The sequence below is a fragment of the Roseburia sp. AM59-24XD genome, from assembly GCF_003478445.1.
Lineage (GTDB): Bacteria > Bacillota > Clostridia > Lachnospirales > Lachnospiraceae > Jutongia.
Genome location: NZ_QUET01000024.1, coordinates 39,182 through 57,859, shown reverse-complemented (window position 1 = coordinate 57,859; position 18,678 = coordinate 39,182). Strand labels below are relative to the sequence as shown.

Sequence of the window (18,678 nt, the reverse complement as noted above, 5' to 3'; positions counted from 1 at the left end):
GGTGATCGCATCCTCGCGGAGCGTATTGCATTATAGGAAACGAGAAGTTTCCTATAATGCAATGCAAAAAAATGTGAAGCCCCCATAATTAGAGTCTTCACATTCTATTTGAAATTATTCTATATAATTATTTAACATCCTTAATGCTGAAGCTCATTCTGCCATCTTGTCCTTGCCAAGGCATACTACCTTAACATGGTCGCCGAGTGTCAGAACATCCTCAACATGGTTGATCCTCTCTTTAGCGATCTTGGAAATGTGTACCATTCCCTCCTTGCCGGGAGCAAACTCAACGAATGCACCAAATTCCTTGATGCTGACAACCTCGCCCTCGAGGATCTGTCCCTGATGGAAGTCTGTTGTAATGATCTCGATCAGGCGCTTTGCCTCATTCATCATTGCTTCATCCTCACCACAGATAGAAACCTGACCTTCATCGTTGATATCGATCTTAACGCCTGTTCTCTCGATCAGTGCATTGATCGTCTTACCGCGCTGTCCGACAACATCACCGATCTTGGTTGGGTCGATCATGATCTGAATGATCTTCGGAGCAAATTCGCCAACCTTCTCACGAGGCTCGCTGATTGCAGGCTTCATACAGGTATCCATAATGAACATTCTTGCCTCACGGCATCTTGCGATCGCACCCTCAACGATTGGTCGGGTCAGTCCGTGGATCTTGATATCCATCTGGATTGCTGTGATACCATCCTCTGTACCGGTTACCTTAAAGTCCATATCACCAAAGAAGTCCTCAAGACCCTGGATATCGGTCAGAAGTACAAAATCATCATCGGTATCTCCGGTTACGAGACCGCAGGAAATACCTGCAACCATCTTCTTGATCGGCACACCGGCAGCCATAAGAGACATGCAGGATGCACAGGTAGATGCCATGGATGTAGAACCGTTGGACTCGAAGGTCTCGGATACGGAACGGATTGCATATGGAAACTCTTCCTCGCTTGGAAGTACCGGAAGAAGTGCCTTCTCAGCCAGCGCACCATGACCGATCTCGCGACGTCCCGGTCCACGACTTGGCTTTGTCTCACCAACAGAGTATGAAGGGAAATTGTAATGATGCATATATCTCTTCTCTGTCTTGTTGGCATCCAGACCGTCGATTCTCTGCTTCTCAGAAAGAGGAGCAAGTGTTGTAATATTACAGATCTGTGTCTGTCCACGGGTGAACATTGCAGAACCATGTACTCTTGGAATCAGATCAACCTCTGCTGCAAGCGGTCTGATCTGTGTGATCTCACGACCATCCGGACGCTTATGATCCTTTAAGATCATCTTACGGACTGTCTTCTTCTGGTACTGATATACTGCCTCATCCAGAATCTCCAGCCAGTCTTCCTTGTCCGCAAATGCCTCAGCAAGCTTCTCTGTTACCTGACGGACATTCTCTTCTCTTGTCTGCTTATCATCAGAGAATACGGCCTCCTCCATCTCAGCAGGAGGGACGATCTTCTTGATCTCCTCAAACATCTCCTCCGGGATCGCACAACTTGTATACTCATGCTTTGGCTTACCGATCTCCTCTACCATCTGATTGATCAGCGCAATGATCGTCTGGTTGACGTCATGACACTTGTAGATTGCTTCGATCATCTTGTCCTCAGGAATCTCATTGGCTCCTGCCTCGATCATGATAACCTTCTCAGCAGTAGATGCAACAGTCAGACGAAGATCACCGTTGTCCCATACCTCCTGGCTTGGGTTTACGATAAACTCACCGTCTACCATACCCATCTGGGTTGTTGCACATGGACCGTAAAATGGAATATCTGAAATACTGGTTGCTACGGCAGAGCCGATCATTGCAACGAGCTCCGGACGACACTCCGGATCTACAGAAAGCACCAGATTGTTCAGAGAACAATCATTTCTATAATCCTTCGGGAATAAAGGACGCATCGGACGGTCAATAACACGGGCGGTAAGCACTGCATTCTCAGACGCCTTACCCTCACGCTTATTGAAACCTCCCGGAATCTTTCCTACTGAATACATCTTCTCTTCAAATTCAACTGACAGAGGGAAAAAGTCGATTCCCTCACGTGGCTTCTCTGATGCGGTTGCGGTACACAGAACCGTTGTGTCTCCATAATGCATCAAAGCTGCACCATTTGCCTGCTTTGCAACTCGTCCGATATCAATTGACAGAGTTCTTCCGGCAAGCTCCATGGAATATGTTTTGTATGCCATCGATAATCTCCTTTCCTATGCCCGGCGGGCTTTGCAAAACAAGGCACCCTTGCAGGTGCCTCATCCCTTATTGTATCATGATTATTTTCTAAGACCAAGCTTCTCAATCAGTGCACGATATGCATCAAGATCTTTCTTCTTGAGGTACTCAAGAAGGTTACGTCTCTGACCAATCATCTTCAGCATACCACGTCTTGAGTGGTGATCCTTTTTGTTCTCCTTCAGATGCTCAGTGAGCTCACGGATACGGAATGTAAGAATTGCTACCTGTACCTCTGGAGATCCTGTATCCTCTGGTGTACGTCCATACTCTTTTACGATTTCTGCTTTCTGCTCTTTGCTAATCATTGTTCTTCCTCCTAAAATTTAATATATGCCTGTCACTAAGATCCGGTTGGAGTATCCGAAATCTGAGCAACGGTAATCACAACTTATTAAGAATAACACATTGTAATGCGTTTGTAAACCGCTTCGGTTAAATTTCTGCTAATTTTCTGTTATGCTCCAACGTTTCCCGCTTAAATATCAAGCTCAAGCTGTATCTCTTCCTCTGCCTCAATCTTGAAGTCCTCTACCTTTTCCGGATTTACCACCGGCAGATCCTCCAGCGATTCAATGCCGAAGTTACGTAAAAACTCCTCCGTCGTAGCGAAAAGGATCGGGCGACCCGGTGCATCAAGACGCCCAACCTCACAGATCAGCTTGTACTCGACAAGCTTGTTGATCACATGATCACTCTTGACACCACGTATGTGTTCCACCTCCAGCTTTGTGATCGGCTGCTTGTAGGCAATGATCGACAATGTCTCAAGAAGAACATCGGTCAGCACATGCTTCTTCGGCACATGAGCGATCCGGACCAGATATTCATACATGGATGCCTTCGTACACATCTGAAATGCACCATCAAGCTCTATGATCTGTATTCCTCTGTCATCGCCGGCATACCGGTCCATCATGTTGCGGATCACATGACGGCAGGTATCCTCATCCTGCTCTGTGGCTGCAGCGATCCGTTCCAGTTCCACTGCTTCTCCCATGGTAAAAAGAATTGCCTCGATCACCGCTTCCAGATCTGATATTTTCATTTCCTTATCCATACTACTTCTTACATTCCTTTCTCAGCACAAAAAACGAACTCTCTGCGAAACATCTGCCGGGTGAGTATATTTATTTCACGCAATATCCTTCCGGATCTTATACGCCACTGGACGGCACAACCTCTACGTCCTTCACACCCGGTACATATGTAATCTGAATATCATCAAAGGTGTTTTCCTGTTCGATCTTAAGCTTACCAACCTTCATCAGCTCCAGGATTCCCAGAAATGTCACGATCAGCATCAGCTTGCTGTGCTGCTCCTCCAGCATTCCGCGGAATGTAAAGCTTCCGTGAAGCATCGCATATTCCTCGATATGCAGCATCCGGTCGGTCAGACTTATCTTCTCCTTCTCGATGTTACCAAACTTGCTTCGGATCGGATCGATCTTGTCGACCTGTTTCTTCATGATATCCCGGAAAATGCTCTGCAGTCTGGAAAGCGTCACATCTGAAAGAAGTTCTCCCACATCGACCTCCTCCTGATACTCGGCAATCTCCTTCGGGATGGACGGATCCTTAAAAATCATTCTCGAGGCATCCAGCTGACGATCCTTCAGCTCATAGGATGCATATTTGTACATCTTATACTGAAGCAAACGTTCAACCAGCTCTGCTCTCGGATCTTCCTCCTCGCCCTCCTCGGTCGGAGGTGCCGGAAGAAGCATTTTGGACTTAATCTTAAGCAGTGTCGCTGCCATGACCAGAAAGTCACTCATCACATCCATATCCTTTGTCTCCATCCGCGACACATAATCCATGTACTGCTCCGTGATCTCAACAATCGGTATATCAAAGATATCAATCTTATTTTTCTCGATCAGATGAAGCAGAAGATCCAACGGACCATCAAATGCTTCCAGCTTAACAGATAAACTCATACCAGCAATCATACCTTTCCAAAATCACAATAATAAAAGAATCAGCCTCGATGCACCATAGTGGATCAGATCAAACAAAAGCACCAGCACAAAGATCAGCTTGACAGTTCCATCCACCTTCAGCATCCCAAGATATCCCGTCGGTGATGTCCCGGCAATCAGAAGTCCCATGTCAAACGTTGACACCGGAAACAGATTTGCCACAAACATCCCAAAGCTGAGCATCGCAAGGTACTGTACGAAAATTGGGGCAATACTCTGCCACCAATGATGTATTACCAGATGATCCAGTCCCTTCACGCCTCCGTAACCGAACCGTAGAACAAGTATGCTGCCCGCAAATACCATGAGCAAACTGACAAGTCCCGCCACCCCCAGACGTCTGTTTGTTATCGGATCCCTGACCCGGTAGAAATACGGCTTGGAAATTGGCACACAGCTGGTAAGGGAAAGAATCAGACCGATCGGATCAATATACCGCCACACCTTCCACGGAGTTGTCCGAAAACAGTGTACAGACCGCTGACAGCACGCATATACAATCAATCGGATTACTTCGTGCCAGATCATCAGCAGCATCGCAGCCACCAGACAGCTCCCTGTTTCTATAAGGATTTCTTTCACCCTGTCACCTCAAATAATCAAACTGAAGACCATACATACGAACGGTATCGCCTTCTTCGATGCCAAGCTTCTCCAGTTCGTCCACAATACCGCTTGTGCGCAGGAACTTCTGGAAAAATTCAAAGCCCTTCTCGGAATCAAGGTTCGTGTAACCAAGCATACGCTCGATCCTTGGTCCCTCGACCACATACATGCCTTCCTTCTCGTCGTACTCAACCGTATACGGCTCGTCCTTGAAGGTTTCCTGCTCCAGATCGTATTCCTGTTCAAAGACAACCGGCTCCTGATCAAGCTGATCCAGTTCCTTGCGGACATAATATAAAAGTTCCTTAACGCCCTTGCCGCTTACGGCAGAGATTGGAAATACCGGGATTCCCTTCGGTTCAAACTCTTCCTTAAGAAGTGTGATCACCGTATCCTCCTCCGTGCCATAAAAGACATCAGTCTTATTCGCCGCGATGACCTGCGGTCTCTTGATAAGCTCCGGACTGTAGTTTTCCAACTCTTTATTGATGACAAGAATATCATTGAGCGGATCGCGTCCCTCTGTGGAAGCTGCATCCACCATATGAATAAAAAGCTTGGTACGCTCGATATGGCGCAAAAACTCATGACCAAGTCCAATGCCCTCTGATGCGCCCTCGATCAATCCCGGAATATCGGCGATCACAAAGCCGTCTGCCCCGTCCAGATCGACAACACCGAGAATCGGACTCAGTGTTGTGAAATGATAATTGGCAATCTTTGGCTTTGCATTGCTGACTCTGGATAAGAAAGTAGACTTTCCAACATTTGGAAAACCGATCAATCCCACATCTGCGATCGTCTTTAACTCCAGAATAACCTCAAGCTCTCTACCCGGCTTACCCGGCTGTGCATACTTCGGCACCTGCATCGTCGGCGTTGCATAATTCATGTTGCCCTTACCGCCACGACCGCCCTTTAACACAACTTCTCTCTTGTGTTCATGGGACATGTCAATAATGACCTTTCCTGTCTCTGCCTCGCGTACCACAGTTCCCTCCGGCACATGAACAACCATATCCTCGCCATCGGCTCCATGACAACGGCGCTTGCCGCCCGGCTCGCCATCGCCCGCAAAATATTTACGGATATGACGAAAGTCATTCAGTGTATTTACGCGGGGATCCACTTCAAATATCAGATCACCACCACGGCCGCCGTCTCCGCCATCCGGACCACCTGCAGCTACATACAGTTCTCTTCGGAAACTCACATGACCGTCTCCGCCTTTTCCGGATCGTATCGTTATCTTCGCACTATCAGCAAACATCATATCCTCCTTTTGTTCAAACTGCTTCCGCTTAGTCGAAAGCCCAATGGAAGCTTCCTACACATACAATAAAGAAATAGGGGCTGCCAGTGGCAACCCCTTATCGGTAACCGGATCCCCGGTCAAAAAGTCTTATTTAGCTTCTACCGGATATACGGAAGCCTGCTTTTTGTCTCTACCTTTTCTCTCGAAACGAACAACACCATCAACAAGTGCAAACAGAGTGTCATCTCCACCGCGTCCAACATTTACACCCGGATGAATCTTTGTACCACGCTGTCTGTATAAAATGTTACCAGCAAGTACGAACTGTCCATCGGCTCTCTTTGCTCCTAATCTCTTAGACTCGGAATCTCTACCGTTCTTTGTAGAACCCATTCCCTTTTTATGAGCAAATAACTGAGGTTCATCTTTAACATGGTTCTATCCCTCCTGTTTTTTAATTCGAAGTTTAATGTGTTTCTTACCATACTCATCCTGAATGCCATTAAGCCCCAGAACAAGTGATTTCAGTAACAGCTCTGACGATGATCCGACCGGCATGTCCTTTATTTTGAAAAGAACGGTTCCGGTCTCAGGATCTACAGAACTTTCAAATGAATCTTCGGTATACTGCTCAATCGAATTGATCGTGTTGATCACCAGCGCTGACACGGCAGCGCAGACAATGTCCTGACCATATTCTGCATACTCCGCATGACCATTCATCCGAAATCCTGTATACTTCCCGGAGGAAGTCTGAAAAATCTCAACATCTATCATACTGTCACCCTTCTGTGAACTTCACAGAATCCCTGCCATCAGACCGGATTAAGCGTTGATCTTATCGATCTTAACCTGTGTGTAAGCCTGTCTGTGACCGTTTTTCTTATGATATCCGGTTTTTCTCTTATATCTGTAAACGATAACTTTCTTTGCTCTGCCTTCCTTAACAACTGTTGCAGAAACACTTGCATTTGCTACATCAGCACCTGCCTTCATAGCTCCGTCGTTTACAGCCAAAACGCTATCAAATGTAACTGCCTCGCCAGCTTCTGCTGCAAGCTTCTCTACGTTAATGATATCACCCTCGGCTACTTTGTACTGCTTTCCACCTGTTGCAATAATTGCGTACATCTTTGCACCTCCTTATCATTACTCGCCAACTTTGGTATCCGGAAGCATTTCCGACATTTCACAAAACCTCGTTGAGCGGCACACTTGATTATCTTATCATTACACTTCCATTCTGTCAACTGTTTTTTATTATTTTTCCATTGGTAATTTTGAAGACTGCCGCCATCTCACAAAAGCACGAAAATCCCATATAAGATCAGTAGATGTACCGGATAAAACCAATAGAAAAAGCTTCGAGGCAGCCTCGTCCTGCCCGCATCCCTATCCGCCGCATAATAACGCACAAAAAATAACGCCACTGCACCGAACGCCTCCAGCCAGCCCTGACCGACACACAAAAGCAAAATGCTGTATATCAGCAATCGCCAGTCATACTGCCCCACATAAAACGCAAGAATCATTAACACTCCCCAAAACGAATAATCACTTCGGCAAAGCACGGCAGCCACCATGGCAACCCCAACGATCCCACAAGAAATCGGAATACGCCACCCTTTCCCAACATACTCCTTCGTCCGGAAAAGTTCCAAAAGCATCATTAGTCCGATTGCAAGCGTCACAAAGACATTCTGATTCCACGGATTCCAGACACGTCCGAAAAACGCAAGATCATACGGAATCTCCGATACCAGTGCAAAGCACCATAGCCGGAAAAGATACTTTCTGCGGCTGTGCGTATAGAAAAAGCCCTGTACCAGAAGAAAACAGATCAGAGGGAAAGAAACCCTTCCAATCCCACGAAGCAGATAATAACATACCGGCATCGTTTTCACCGGCACAAAAATGCAGCCCACATGATCCAAAACCATCGTTACCATAGCGATCCACTTCAACTGATCTCTTGAGAACTGCTCCTTCGACAATGAAAATACCACCTTCTCCTCTCCCTTCGTAAGCAATCCGTCTTAAAGCGGGCTTGCCCAGTTTGCGCGTCACCGCACAATTGCTTATGCATCTTCCTCTGTGCGGTGATCGCATCCTGCGGTGCGTTTTACATTATAGGAAACGACAAGTTTCCTATAATGTAAAAAAACAAAAATCTACTCATATACTACGAGTAGATTTCCATTCGGGTTGGGCTGTTATAAATAACAGTTAGCAGTCTGTAGGGGAATCGAACCCCTGTTTTCGCCGTGAGAGGGCGACGTCTTAGCCGCTTGACCAACAGACCATTTCGCTGCTGCGCTTTACCGCGTCAGCAGTTGATATATTACACTACTTTCTGACAAAATGCAAGCATTTTTTTGATTTTTTTTAAAATATTTTTTTTAAAACTCCGCGAACCCGCATTATTTCTAGGGTTTAGCGGTTAAAATATTTATCAATTCCGTCTGCCATTCCCTTTGCCATTTTGTTCTGGGTAGACTTTTTCTGCATATAGCGATCCTCTGTCGGATTACTCAAAAATCCCATCTCGATCAGAGTCACCGGAATCTTACTCCAGTTTGTTCCTGTCAGATCGTCTCTGAGAGAGAGACCTCTGCTACGAATTCCTGTCTTCTTACAATAACTGTTCAGCATATACTGAGACAGCTTCTTAGACTTCGCACTGAGCTTTCCGACATACCGGTTCTTTGTCGACGGATATAACGCAGATGCTCCCCGTACTGACGATGACGCAGAACTGTCCGCATGGATCCTTACATAGATATCAGCACCGCTTTTATTGGCAATCTGCGCCCTCTGCTTATTACTGATATTGACATTATTCTTCGTGCGGATCATAACAACCTTATATCCACGAGATTCAAGCTCCTTACGAAGCTTTTTGGCAACACTTAAGTTAATCTTATACTCCGGCACATGAGAAGACACACCTGTCGCACCTCCGGCAACCTTTGCCTTACGCACTGAAGAACCCGGTCCCACCGGCTCTGTCGAGCTGTTACCGCGACTCTGATGACCGGCATCGATTGCAACTACCTTTGCATCATCTGTATCTGCATCCGAACTGCGCTCTGCAGCCTTAGCCTTATTCCCCTGGGAACGAAGTGTGCCAAACTTGTTCAACGGATAGATCCGAAGTACAGCCCTTCCCTCAATCTTGTCGCGGGATACCGGACCAACCTCCTCATAACGGCTGTCCTCGCTGACCTCACGATTATCTCCCAACACAAAATATTCATCCTTGCCGAGCTTTAACGGCTCCGAGGCAATGCCGGATTCCGTCATCGGATCCTTGCCATAACTCTCCTTAAGAACCTTTCCATCAATATAGATCGTATCTCCCACAATCTGTATCGTCTCTCCCGGCAGACCGATTACCCGCTTAATGTAATAATCCTCATTCTCTCTGCCATATGGATAAAATACGATCACATCAAACCGTTTTGGATCGGAGAAGCGGTAAGACAGCTTATCGACCAGAAGGTTATCCTGATCCTGCAGTGTCGCCTCCATAGAGGTACCATCCACGATCGTACGCTGTATCACATAGCGCGGCACAACCATCACACATACCACAATGATCGCCACATAAACAAGCAGCTCAAAAATGGCACTTCGGATGCGCTGTACCTTTGATGGTTTCTTCGTATTATCCTTATCCTGTGTATTTTCTTCTACCGGGCAGTTTTCTTCCTGCTCCACTTCATTTGTCTGATCCTGGTTTTGTTCCATCATCAACAAGCTCCTATCCTGACAATTTGATTAGTCTTCCTCAGAAAAAGAAAGGAATGACTCTGCTTCCTCTGCTCTCTCCTGTGCCTCTTTGGCCTTCTTTGCCTCAAGCTCAGCAGCCTCTTCCTCGCTGAGAATACGGATTTTGGAATTGCTTAACTCCTCAATTGCTATAGACAGCGGTTTTGGACATTTGGATTTTACGAGTGGCTGAACTCCATCGATCAGCTGACGTGCTCTCTTGGAGGTTGCCAGAACGATAGAATAACGGCTGTTGACTACCGGAGCCTCACCGGTCTCTACCTCACTGTTTACTAATTTCATTAAATCTGTATAAGATGGATGTAACATAAATATACCCCTTTCAATTGTAATCTGATTAATTTGAAAATATTGCACTAGCTATTAGAATATCGCAAAAAGATAAATTTATCAACTATCTTTTTTCAAACTCCTGTTTTATTTTCTGAATGAAGCCCTCCTGCTGTTCTCTCTTATAATGAAGAGAACGGATCAGCTGATGGACATTCTCCACGCATTCATCAAGATCATCGTTAATGACAACATAGTCGTATTCTTTCATATAAGCACTCTCTTCTTTGGCTCTCGCCATGCGCTCACGGATCACCTCTGCCGTCTCTGTTCCTCTGCTGACCAGCCGCCGTTCCAGTTCATCCACCGTTGGCGGTGTCAGAAAGATCAGATTTACCTCCGGAAGGATCTCGCGGACACGAAGTGCTCCCTGCATTTCAATTTCAAGAATAACGTCTTTGCCCTGCTCCAGCTGCTGCACCACATATTCCTTTGGTGTTCCGTAATAATTTCCGACATACTGCGCATACTCAATGAGCTGATGCTCTCTGATCATTTTCTCAAACTCTTCTTTTGTTTTGAAGAAATATTCTCTACCATCCTGCTCCCCCTCCCGCGGTGATCGGGTTGTCGCTGAGATCGACAGACCATAATCGTATTCTTGAAGGAGCTGTTTAACAACGGTTCCTTTCCCGGCTCCCGAAAATCCTGAAATCACTGTAAGAACTCCTCTGTCTGACATTTTTATTCCTCCATTTCCTCATTATGCTTCTCATAATCCATCGGCGTTTTCACTCTGCTCTCAATCGTTTCAGGCAGAAGTGCCGACAAAACAAGATGTCCACTGTCCATGACCAGAATGCATTTTGTTTTTCTGCCACAGGTGGCATCCACCGCCAACCCTGCATCCTTGGCATTTTGAATCATCCGCTTGATCGGTGCCGCATCGGCACGCACAATGCTGATGACCTTATTCATATTAACCACATTCCCATAACCGACATTTACCAGCATTTTATTTCCTCCCGGCTCTGCCATTATTCAATGTTCTGAATCTGCTCTCTGACCTTCTCGATCTCCGTCTTCAGATCAATGGCAATATTGGAAAGTGTCCTGTCATTTGCTTTTGAAAGAATGGTATTAGATTCTCGATTCATCTCCTGTGCGATAAAGTCGAGCTTGCGTCCGATGTTCTCTCCCAGCAGCAATGTATCTCTCATATTCTTGATATGGCTGTGAAGCCGGACTGTCTCTTCATCCACACAGACCTTATCTGCATAGATCGTAAGCTCTGTCGCAAGCACACGCTCATCAATATTCTTATCACCAAGCAGCTCCTCTACCTTATCTGTGATCTTCTGTCTGTACTCAGCAAGCATCTCCGGAGAACGCTTCTCCACATCACATACCATCTGCTCAATACCATCTAACTTCTCATTCAGATCACGGAACAGATGCTCCCCTTCCTTCTCTCGGGATTCTGCAAAACGCACAGCAGCCTCTCTTAACGTCTGCTCCAGCACCGGAAACAGCGTCTCTTCATCGTCTTCCATCTCATCCAGAGCGATCACATCCGGCATACGGATCAGCGCTGCCGCAGAGATTCCCTTTTCAATACCAAAGGTGACCGTCGCCTTCTCGATCGCATCCATATAGCCTCTTGCAACGGTATCGTGGTAATCCACCTTTGTCCGCTTTCCGGCATAATCCTCATAAGAAATATAAATATCAATCTTACCTCTGGAAGCATATTCCTTCACGGTGGAACGCACTGCATTCTCAAATGCATTAAACTTCTTAGGAAGCTTGATCCCGATATCGCAGTATCTGTGATTGACCGCCTTCATCTCCACTGTCATCTTATATTCCTCGGTGATCACTTCGCTTCTTCCAAAGCCTGTCATACTTTTAATCATATTTTCCCCATTTCTGTGTACAGCTCCCCTTTTGATTCCGGTCCTGCACACCCGGCCGGCATCATTTTCTATCATTAACCGTTGCTTTATTTGTGTTCCTGCTTGTCTGTCACTAATACATCTGCAGCTTCCACAGTCCGCCCCGGCATGTTTTCCCCGGCTTCCACGACCTTCCCGTACTCGTCTCTGCCGCCTTCTGCCAAATCGTCCACTGTCTTCTCCGATGCATTTTGACTATCCTGCCCTGCTGCATTCTTCAGCTTCGGCTGTTCTCCCTCCGCATCCGAAACATCCATCGGCTTCTGGTCTAACAGCTGCATCAGCGTTATTTTATCCTCTGCATCTCTACGCAGATTTGCATTTCTCTTTTCCTTCTTTGTATACAGGATATAATGCTTATCTCCCTGGACATCGGACTGAATACTCTTCAGATCCTTATACATCTCTGTCTCCGTACTAAGTCTCTTATGATACAGCCGAAGCTCCAGATAGTCCTTCAGCAGACGATAGATCATCGCAAACAACGGCACTCCGACGATCATGCCGACAATGCCCCACATTCCGCCGAACAGCAGGATTGCAAAAAGTACCCAGAATGCGGTCAGACCGGTCGATTCACCAAGAATAGCAGGTCCTATTACGTTTCCGTCCAGCTGCTGCAGAATAATGATAAAAACCACAAAATATAAACACTGCATCGGGCTGACCAACAGGATCAGCAACGCACTCGGCACCGCTCCAATATACGGACCGAATACAGGGATCACATTCGTCACACCAACGATCACGCTGATCAGCAGCGAATACGGAAGCTTCAGGATCCACATTACAATAAAACAGATCACTCCGATAATCGCTGAGTCCACGATCTTACCAACAATGAAGCCGCTAAATGTATCATTTGTCATGCGGCTGTAATGCAAGATCACATCTGCCTGCTTCTTTCCAAAGACCGCATAGATCATTTTCTTTGCCTGTGCCAAAAACTTCTCCTTGCCAAGAAGCAGATACACGGCAACAATACAGCCGATCAGCAGATTATATAATACGCCCAGCACACTGAACACACCACTTGCAAACATAGACGCAAGCGAATTGACATTCGGCAGGAGCCCGGTCTGCAGCCACGGAAGCAGATCCTTCTGTGTCCACTCATCCAGACTGTCAGTCAGATGAAGCAGCGCATCCTGAAACTGATTGGCCATATAAGGATTGTCCATAACCCACTTGCTGACCTTATGATAATAATCCTGTGCCTGATCCGGCAGCGTATTGGCAAGTGCAATGACACTGTTAAACACCTGCGGGATCAGCATCCAGAGCAGCACGGTAATGATCAGCAAACCTGTGATCATCGCCAGGATCAGGCTGATCACCTTGGAAAACTTCTGATAACGTTCCACATGCCGCTCCTCGTCCTCCGGAATCTTTCTTCCAAACAGGCGGTAAAATACATTGCCGTAAAATACCATCAGCGGATTCAGCAGGTATGCGATCACCAGACCATATATTACCGGCATCAGAAGCTTCACCAGCGTCCGCACTGCTTTCAGAATATGCACCATATTAGAAAGGCAGTAAAATATAACGATTGATATGATAATAACAAGAAACAGACCAAACCAGTGACCAAGCATTCCCCGGAAACGTTTCTTTTTCTTTTGTTGTGATGCCACATAATCCGGATGAAAGATTTCCTCCGGCTCCTGTACAGATATATCTATATTTTTTGTCTGCTTCTTCTCCATAAGCACTCCTCATTTCTACACTTTTGCTGACATTCGATGTATATCGGTTACACACACTCTTTCTTATGATAAACGATTCGCCCTCAAAAAGCAATAGCGAGGCGGTACATCCTTTCTTTATAAAAAGCAGGAAAATACGGACGCTCCCACAACCGTCAAAAGACCTGCAACCGCAATCGACAAGCCGGAAATCGCCCCTTCCGTCTCTCCCATTTCCATTGCCTTGGAGGTACCGATCGCATGCGATGCCGTTCCGATCGCAACACCTCTTGCAACCGGCTCCGTGATTTTAAAGATCCTGCACGCCGTCTCCGCCAGAACACTTCCAAGAATACCGGTAATAATTATGATTGCCACAGTAAGTGTCACATAACCGCCAAGCTCCTCCGAAACGCCCATCCCGATCGCTGTTGTGATCGATTTTGGCAGGAGCGTCGCATACTCCTTGTGATTCAGTCCAAAGAAAACAGACATGGCAAGCACACTGCAAAGACTTGTCAATACCCCCGAAAGTATCCCCACCATGATCGCACGGAAGTTCTTTTTCAAAAGCTCAATCTGCTCATAAAGAGGAATCGCAAGGCAGACCGTTGCCGGTGTCAGAAAATAGCTGATCACATTCGCCCCCTCTTGATACTTTCTGTAATCTGTCCCTGAAACACCAAGAAAGACCATAATCAAAATAACAGAGATTAATAATGGATTAAAAATTGCCCGATGAAATTTTCTCTGCAGCAGCATTCCAATTCCATATGCCACAAAGCTCAACGCTACACCCCAGAATACCGATTCTGCATAAACTCACTCATTGGTCTGCTCCTCTCCTTTCATCGCCTGCGTTACCCTGCCTGCCACCAGCATCACAAGCAGTGTACTCACAAGCGTGATCACTACATATGGCACCAGCACCGGCATTAATGTATGATATGCTCCGAGCAGTCCGACTGCCGCCGGAATAAACATAAGCGGCATTACCTCGATCAGAAAACGACCGGTCTCACGAACCTCTTCCAATGGTATGATCCCTGTCGATAATGCCGTAAACAGTATTGCCAGACCATAAATGCTTGCCGGCATCGGAAGTGGAACAATACTATGTAATATTTCTCCTAATAATGAAATGAAAAGAATGATTGAAAACTGCTTCAGATACTTCAATCGAAAAACACCTCTTTCTCTCTGCGAATATTCGCTATGTACTTGTGATATAACTGCTTTTTACAGACAGCGTTTTTTAGAGTATACCTATTAAAATGTTTTGTCAACAAGGAATTTGTGATCAAAGAATTTAAAAAAATCAAAAAAGGGGCTTTTCAAATGATTTATTTTGTGATATAGTAATCTGCAGTTGGATAACGAACGGAACAAGGGTGTTCTCATTACTTGTAATGAGTGCGCCCTTTTTTACTAATCAGACTGACATAAACAGTTTATCCAGCATCCATGAGACGGTCATCGACAACAGGGTTTGACACATTATCCGACCGCCTCATAAAATAAAAAGTCAGTTGATGATGAAAGGATGGTAGGAATTATGGAACAAAACGTAATTGAGCAGGTTTTTGGTAAAGACGTGTTCAACGATGAGGTAATGAAGGAAAAGTTGCCTAAGGACGTCTACAAATCATGGAAGAAAACATTGGAGAATGGCGAGGATCTCAATCAGGATATCGCAAACGTCGTCGCTCATGCCATGAAAGAGTGGGCTTTAGAGCACGGCGCTACTCATTATACACACTGGTTTCAGCCAATGACCGGTATTACAGCAGAGAAGCATGATTCATTCTTAAGTCCTGCATCTGACAGCAAACCGGTTCTTGAATTTTCCGGCAAGGAGCTGATCAAGGGTGAACCGGACGCTTCTTCTTTCCCTTCAGGTGGTCTTCGTGCGACCTTTGAGGCAAGAGGATATACAGCATGGGATTGTACATCACCTGCATTCCTGCGTGAGGATGCTGCCGGCGTTACACTCTGCATCCCTACCGCATTTTGTTCATATACAGGTGAGGCACTTGATAAGAAAACTCCTCTCCTTCGTTCCATGGAAGCGCTCAGCAAACAGGCTGTCCGCATCGTAAAGCTTTTCGGATATGATGATGTCAAGAAGGTATCCTGCTCCGTAGGACCTGAGCAGGAATATTTCCTGGTTGACAGAGATAAATATTTACAGCGTAAGGATCTGATCTTCACCGGTCGTACTCTTTTCGGTGCACCGGCTCCAAAGGGTCAGGAGCTTGATGATCACTACTTCGGTACCATTAAGGAGCGCATCGCTGCATTCATGAAGGATCTCAACATTGAGCTCTGGAAGCTTGGAATCCTTTCCAAGACACAGCATAACGAGGTTGCTCCGGCTCAGCATGAGATGGCTCCAATCTTTACAACTGCTAATATCTCTACCGATCATAACCAGCTTGTTATGGAGCTGATGAAAAAGGTAGCTAAGAGACATAATCTTGAGTGTCTGCTTCATGAGAAGCCATTTGCAGGTGTAAACGGTTCCGGTAAGCATGACAACTGGTCTATCGTAACCGATACCGGAATCAACCTTCTGGATCCGGGCAAGAAACCACATGAGAACAAGCTGTTCCTTCTGACACTTGCCGCTGTGATCAAGGCTGTTGATGACAACGCAGAGCTTCTTCGTCTGTCTGCTTCCAGCCCCGGAAACGACCACAGACTCGGAGCAAACGAGGCACCGCCTGCTATCATTTCTATCTTCCTTGGCGAGCAGCTTGAGGATATCATTGAGCAGATCATCCGAGGTGATGTTTCTTCCTCTATCCAGGGGGAGAAGCTTGATACCGGTGTTCATGTTCTTCCGGTACTGAAAAAGGATGCTACTGACAGAAACCGTACATCTCCATTCGCATTCACCGGTAATAAGTTCGAGTTCCGTATGCTTGGTTCTTCCATGTCCATCTCCGGACCAAACTTTACATTAAATACTATGGTTGCCGATGTCCTTCAGGATTTTGCAGATGAGCTTGATCAGGCAGACGATTTCGACTCTGCTGTTGACGCTCTGATCAAGAAAACCGTTACCGAGCATCAGCGTATCATCTTCAACGGAGACGGATATTCTAATGAGTGGGTTGAGGAAGCTGAGAGACGTGGTCTTCCAAACATCAAGTCCATGGTTGAGGCAATTCCTTATCTTGCAACAGACAAGAGCGTAAATCTGTTTGAGAGACAGAATGTCATGACAAAGGCAGAGCTTGAGTCTCGTGTAGAGATTAACTATGAGAACTACTCAAAGACGATCAACATTGAGGCTAAGACAATGATTGATATGGCTGGCAAACAGTTCATTCCATCTGTTATCAAATATACAACAAGCCTTGCAGATTCTATCACAAAGGTTCAGACTGCATGTCCGGATGCTGATGTATCTGTACAGACTGAGCTGTTAAAGAAAACATCTACTCTCCTTGCTTCTGCACAGAAGGCACTGGCTACCCTTGAAAAGGCAGTTGATGAGGCAGATACTAAGGAAGAGGGCAAGGAACAGGCTCTGTTCTTCCGCGAGGTTGTATTTGCTGATATGGAGACACTCCGTGCTCCGATCGATGAGCTGGAGATGATCGTCGATAAGACGTACTGGCCGGTACCAACCTACGGCGATCTGCTGTTCGAGGTATAATACATACCTTTGAACCGTAGAGAATAATTATGCTTTCATATTATAATATTCCCAATTTATAAATGAATCAGAGAAGGGGCGGTTGACCGTATGGCAATCGTCTCTTTTCTTGTGTTATCATTCCGTTTATGATATACTTAAAGTTATCAATGCAGATGTTTTTTGTTCGTAAATATATCTGTCTATCACTACATAATACATATGGAGGTACCCATTATGAACAATAAAAAAATCGTGGTTGCTCTTGGTCATAACGCCCTTGGCAGCACCTTTCCGGAGCAGAAGGCTGCCGTAAAGAAAGCCGCTGCAGCAATTGCCGATCTCGTTGAGGCAAAGTATCAGGTTGTGATCACGCACAGTAACGGACCACAGGTCGGCATGATCCACGCAGCAATGACCGAGTATTCTCTTCTCGAGCCGGACAATACAGTAGCACCAATGTCCATCTGCAGCGCAATGAGCCAGGGCTACATTGGCTATGATCTTCAGAATGAGATCCGCACCGAGCTGTTAAACCGCGGTATCTACAAGCCGGTCACCACACTGATCACACAGGTTCGTGTTGATCCGTTTGACGCAGCCTTCAGCCAGCCATCCAAGGTCATCGGTCGTTATATGACGGAGGAGGAAGCCAAAGCTGAGGAAAAGAAAAACAACCATGTCATCAAGGACGGCGACAAGGGTTACCGCCGTATCATCGGCGCTCCACGTCCAATCGAAATCTATGAATTAGATGCGATCAAGGCACTCCTCGACGCAGATCAGATTGTCATTGCCTGCGGTGGTGGCGGAATTCCTGTTCTGCAGCAGGGAACCCGCTTAAAGGGAGCCAGCGCTGTTATCGAGAAGGATCTTACCAGTGCATGTCTCGCAGAGGGTATTCAGGCAGATATGCTTCTCCTGCTTACCGGTGTCGAGAAGGTTATGCTGAACTTTGACACGCCACAGGCAACACCGTTAGATCATCTCTCTGTTGAGGAGGCAACCAGATATATCGATGAAGGACAGTTCACTACAGGAGCAATGCTTCCAAAGATCGAGGCTGCTGTTTCCTTCGCATCCTCCTCTCCTGCCCACAAGTCTGTTATCACTGACCTGAACACTGCTTTGGACGGCGTAGCCGGCAAGACCGGAACTGTGATCACGGCAGATTAAGACAACCATTTTTTCATCATATAATCATAAAAACCAGCCCTCATATCAGAACAAATC

The 18,678-nt window shown here is 46.2% G+C and carries 18 protein-coding genes, 1 tRNA gene and 2 pseudogenes; 2 read left to right on the top strand and 19 right to left on the bottom strand.

All coding sequences use genetic code 11. The features are described 5' to 3' along the window. Positions 1–127: 127 nt before the first annotated feature. The 19 genes and pseudogenes from DXA20_RS12040 to DXA20_RS11950 form a co-directional block, all read right to left on the bottom strand. Positions 128–2,214: pseudogene (locus tag DXA20_RS12040) on the bottom strand (polyribonucleotide nucleotidyltransferase). A gap of 81 nt (positions 2,215–2,295) precedes the next feature. After that, positions 2,296–2,562: a 30S ribosomal protein S15 gene (gene rpsO, locus DXA20_RS12035; protein ID WP_022306414.1), complete on the bottom strand. Its 267-nt coding sequence runs from the start codon at positions 2,560–2,562 to the stop codon at positions 2,296–2,298. A 170-nt stretch (positions 2,563–2,732) separates the two neighbouring features. Further along, positions 2,733–3,302 (bottom strand): SMC-Scp complex subunit ScpB, encoded by a 570-nt coding sequence (scpB, locus tag DXA20_RS12030; RefSeq protein WP_118561069.1) that lies wholly within the window; start codon positions 3,300–3,302, stop codon positions 2,733–2,735. A 109-nt stretch (positions 3,303–3,411) separates the two neighbouring features. Next, positions 3,412–4,194 (bottom strand): segregation and condensation protein A, encoded by a 783-nt coding sequence (locus DXA20_RS12025; RefSeq protein ID WP_118561057.1) that lies wholly within the window; start codon positions 4,192–4,194, stop codon positions 3,412–3,414. A gap of 24 nt (positions 4,195–4,218) precedes the next feature. Then, entirely contained in the window at positions 4,219–4,818 is a 600-nt protein-coding gene (locus DXA20_RS12020) for a hypothetical protein (RefSeq protein WP_118561055.1), read from the bottom strand. Positions 4,819–4,822: 4 nt separating this feature from the next. Next, positions 4,823–6,112, bottom strand: a complete 1,290-nt coding sequence (gene obgE / locus DXA20_RS12015; protein WP_022306418.1) for a GTPase ObgE — start codon at positions 6,110–6,112, stop codon at positions 4,823–4,825. Between the two features lie 132 nt (positions 6,113–6,244). Further along, positions 6,245–6,531 (bottom strand): annotated as a pseudogene (gene rpmA, locus DXA20_RS12010) (50S ribosomal protein L27). Positions 6,532–6,535: 4 nt separating this feature from the next. Beyond that, positions 6,536–6,874: a ribosomal-processing cysteine protease Prp gene (locus tag DXA20_RS12005; protein WP_118561051.1), complete on the bottom strand. Its 339-nt coding sequence runs from the start codon at positions 6,872–6,874 to the stop codon at positions 6,536–6,538. Positions 6,875–6,922: 48 nt separating this feature from the next. Next, entirely contained in the window at positions 6,923–7,228 is a 306-nt protein-coding gene (gene rplU / locus DXA20_RS12000) for a 50S ribosomal protein L21 (RefSeq protein ID WP_022306421.1), read from the bottom strand. A 167-nt stretch (positions 7,229–7,395) separates the two neighbouring features. After that, positions 7,396–8,103: a TraX family protein gene (locus DXA20_RS11995; protein ID WP_118561049.1), complete on the bottom strand. Its 708-nt coding sequence runs from the start codon at positions 8,101–8,103 to the stop codon at positions 7,396–7,398. Positions 8,104–8,327: 224 nt separating this feature from the next. Further along, positions 8,328–8,399, bottom strand: a tRNA-Glu gene (locus DXA20_RS11990). Positions 8,400–8,530: 131 nt separating this feature from the next. Further along, entirely contained in the window at positions 8,531–9,850 is a 1,320-nt protein-coding gene (lepB, locus tag DXA20_RS17990) for a signal peptidase I (RefSeq protein ID WP_330420892.1), read from the bottom strand. Positions 9,851–9,877: 27 nt separating this feature from the next. Beyond that, the gene (gene rpoZ / locus DXA20_RS11980; protein ID WP_199877075.1) at positions 9,878–10,198 is read right to left on the bottom strand and encodes a DNA-directed RNA polymerase subunit omega; all 321 of its coding nucleotides are present in this window, start codon (positions 10,196–10,198) and stop codon (positions 9,878–9,880) included. Positions 10,199–10,283: 85 nt separating this feature from the next. Next, a complete protein-coding gene (gene gmk / locus DXA20_RS11975; RefSeq protein ID WP_022306424.1) occupies positions 10,284–10,901 on the bottom strand; it encodes a guanylate kinase in 618 nt (205 codons plus the stop codon). A gap of 2 nt (positions 10,902–10,903) precedes the next feature. Then, positions 10,904–11,173, bottom strand: coding sequence for a DUF370 domain-containing protein (locus tag DXA20_RS11970; protein ID WP_022306425.1), 270 nt, complete (start codon positions 11,171–11,173; stop codon positions 10,904–10,906). 23 nt (positions 11,174–11,196) lie between these two features. Continuing rightward, complete coding sequence (locus DXA20_RS11965) at positions 11,197–12,075, bottom strand: YicC/YloC family endoribonuclease (protein ID WP_118561063.1); 879 nt, start codon at positions 12,073–12,075, stop codon at positions 11,197–11,199. An 86-nt stretch (positions 12,076–12,161) separates the two neighbouring features. After that, entirely contained in the window at positions 12,162–13,823 is a 1,662-nt protein-coding gene (locus DXA20_RS11960; RefSeq protein WP_118561045.1) for an AI-2E family transporter, read from the bottom strand. A gap of 117 nt (positions 13,824–13,940) precedes the next feature. Then, positions 13,941–14,564, bottom strand: a complete 624-nt coding sequence (locus tag DXA20_RS11955; protein ID WP_118561061.1) for an LrgB family protein — start codon at positions 14,562–14,564, stop codon at positions 13,941–13,943. A gap of 60 nt (positions 14,565–14,624) precedes the next feature. Beyond that, positions 14,625–14,981: a CidA/LrgA family protein gene (locus DXA20_RS11950; protein WP_118561043.1), complete on the bottom strand. Its 357-nt coding sequence runs from the start codon at positions 14,979–14,981 to the stop codon at positions 14,625–14,627. A 376-nt stretch (positions 14,982–15,357) separates the two neighbouring features. Between DXA20_RS11950 and DXA20_RS11945 the strand changes: the two genes are divergently transcribed. Then, positions 15,358–17,466: a glutamine synthetase III family protein gene (locus tag DXA20_RS11945; RefSeq protein ID WP_118561042.1), complete on the top strand. Its 2,109-nt coding sequence runs from the start codon at positions 15,358–15,360 to the stop codon at positions 17,464–17,466. Positions 17,467–17,682: 216 nt separating this feature from the next. After that, complete coding sequence (gene arcC, locus DXA20_RS11940; RefSeq protein ID WP_118561040.1) at positions 17,683–18,621, top strand: carbamate kinase; 939 nt, start codon at positions 17,683–17,685, stop codon at positions 18,619–18,621. Positions 18,622–18,678 lie beyond the last annotated feature (57 nt).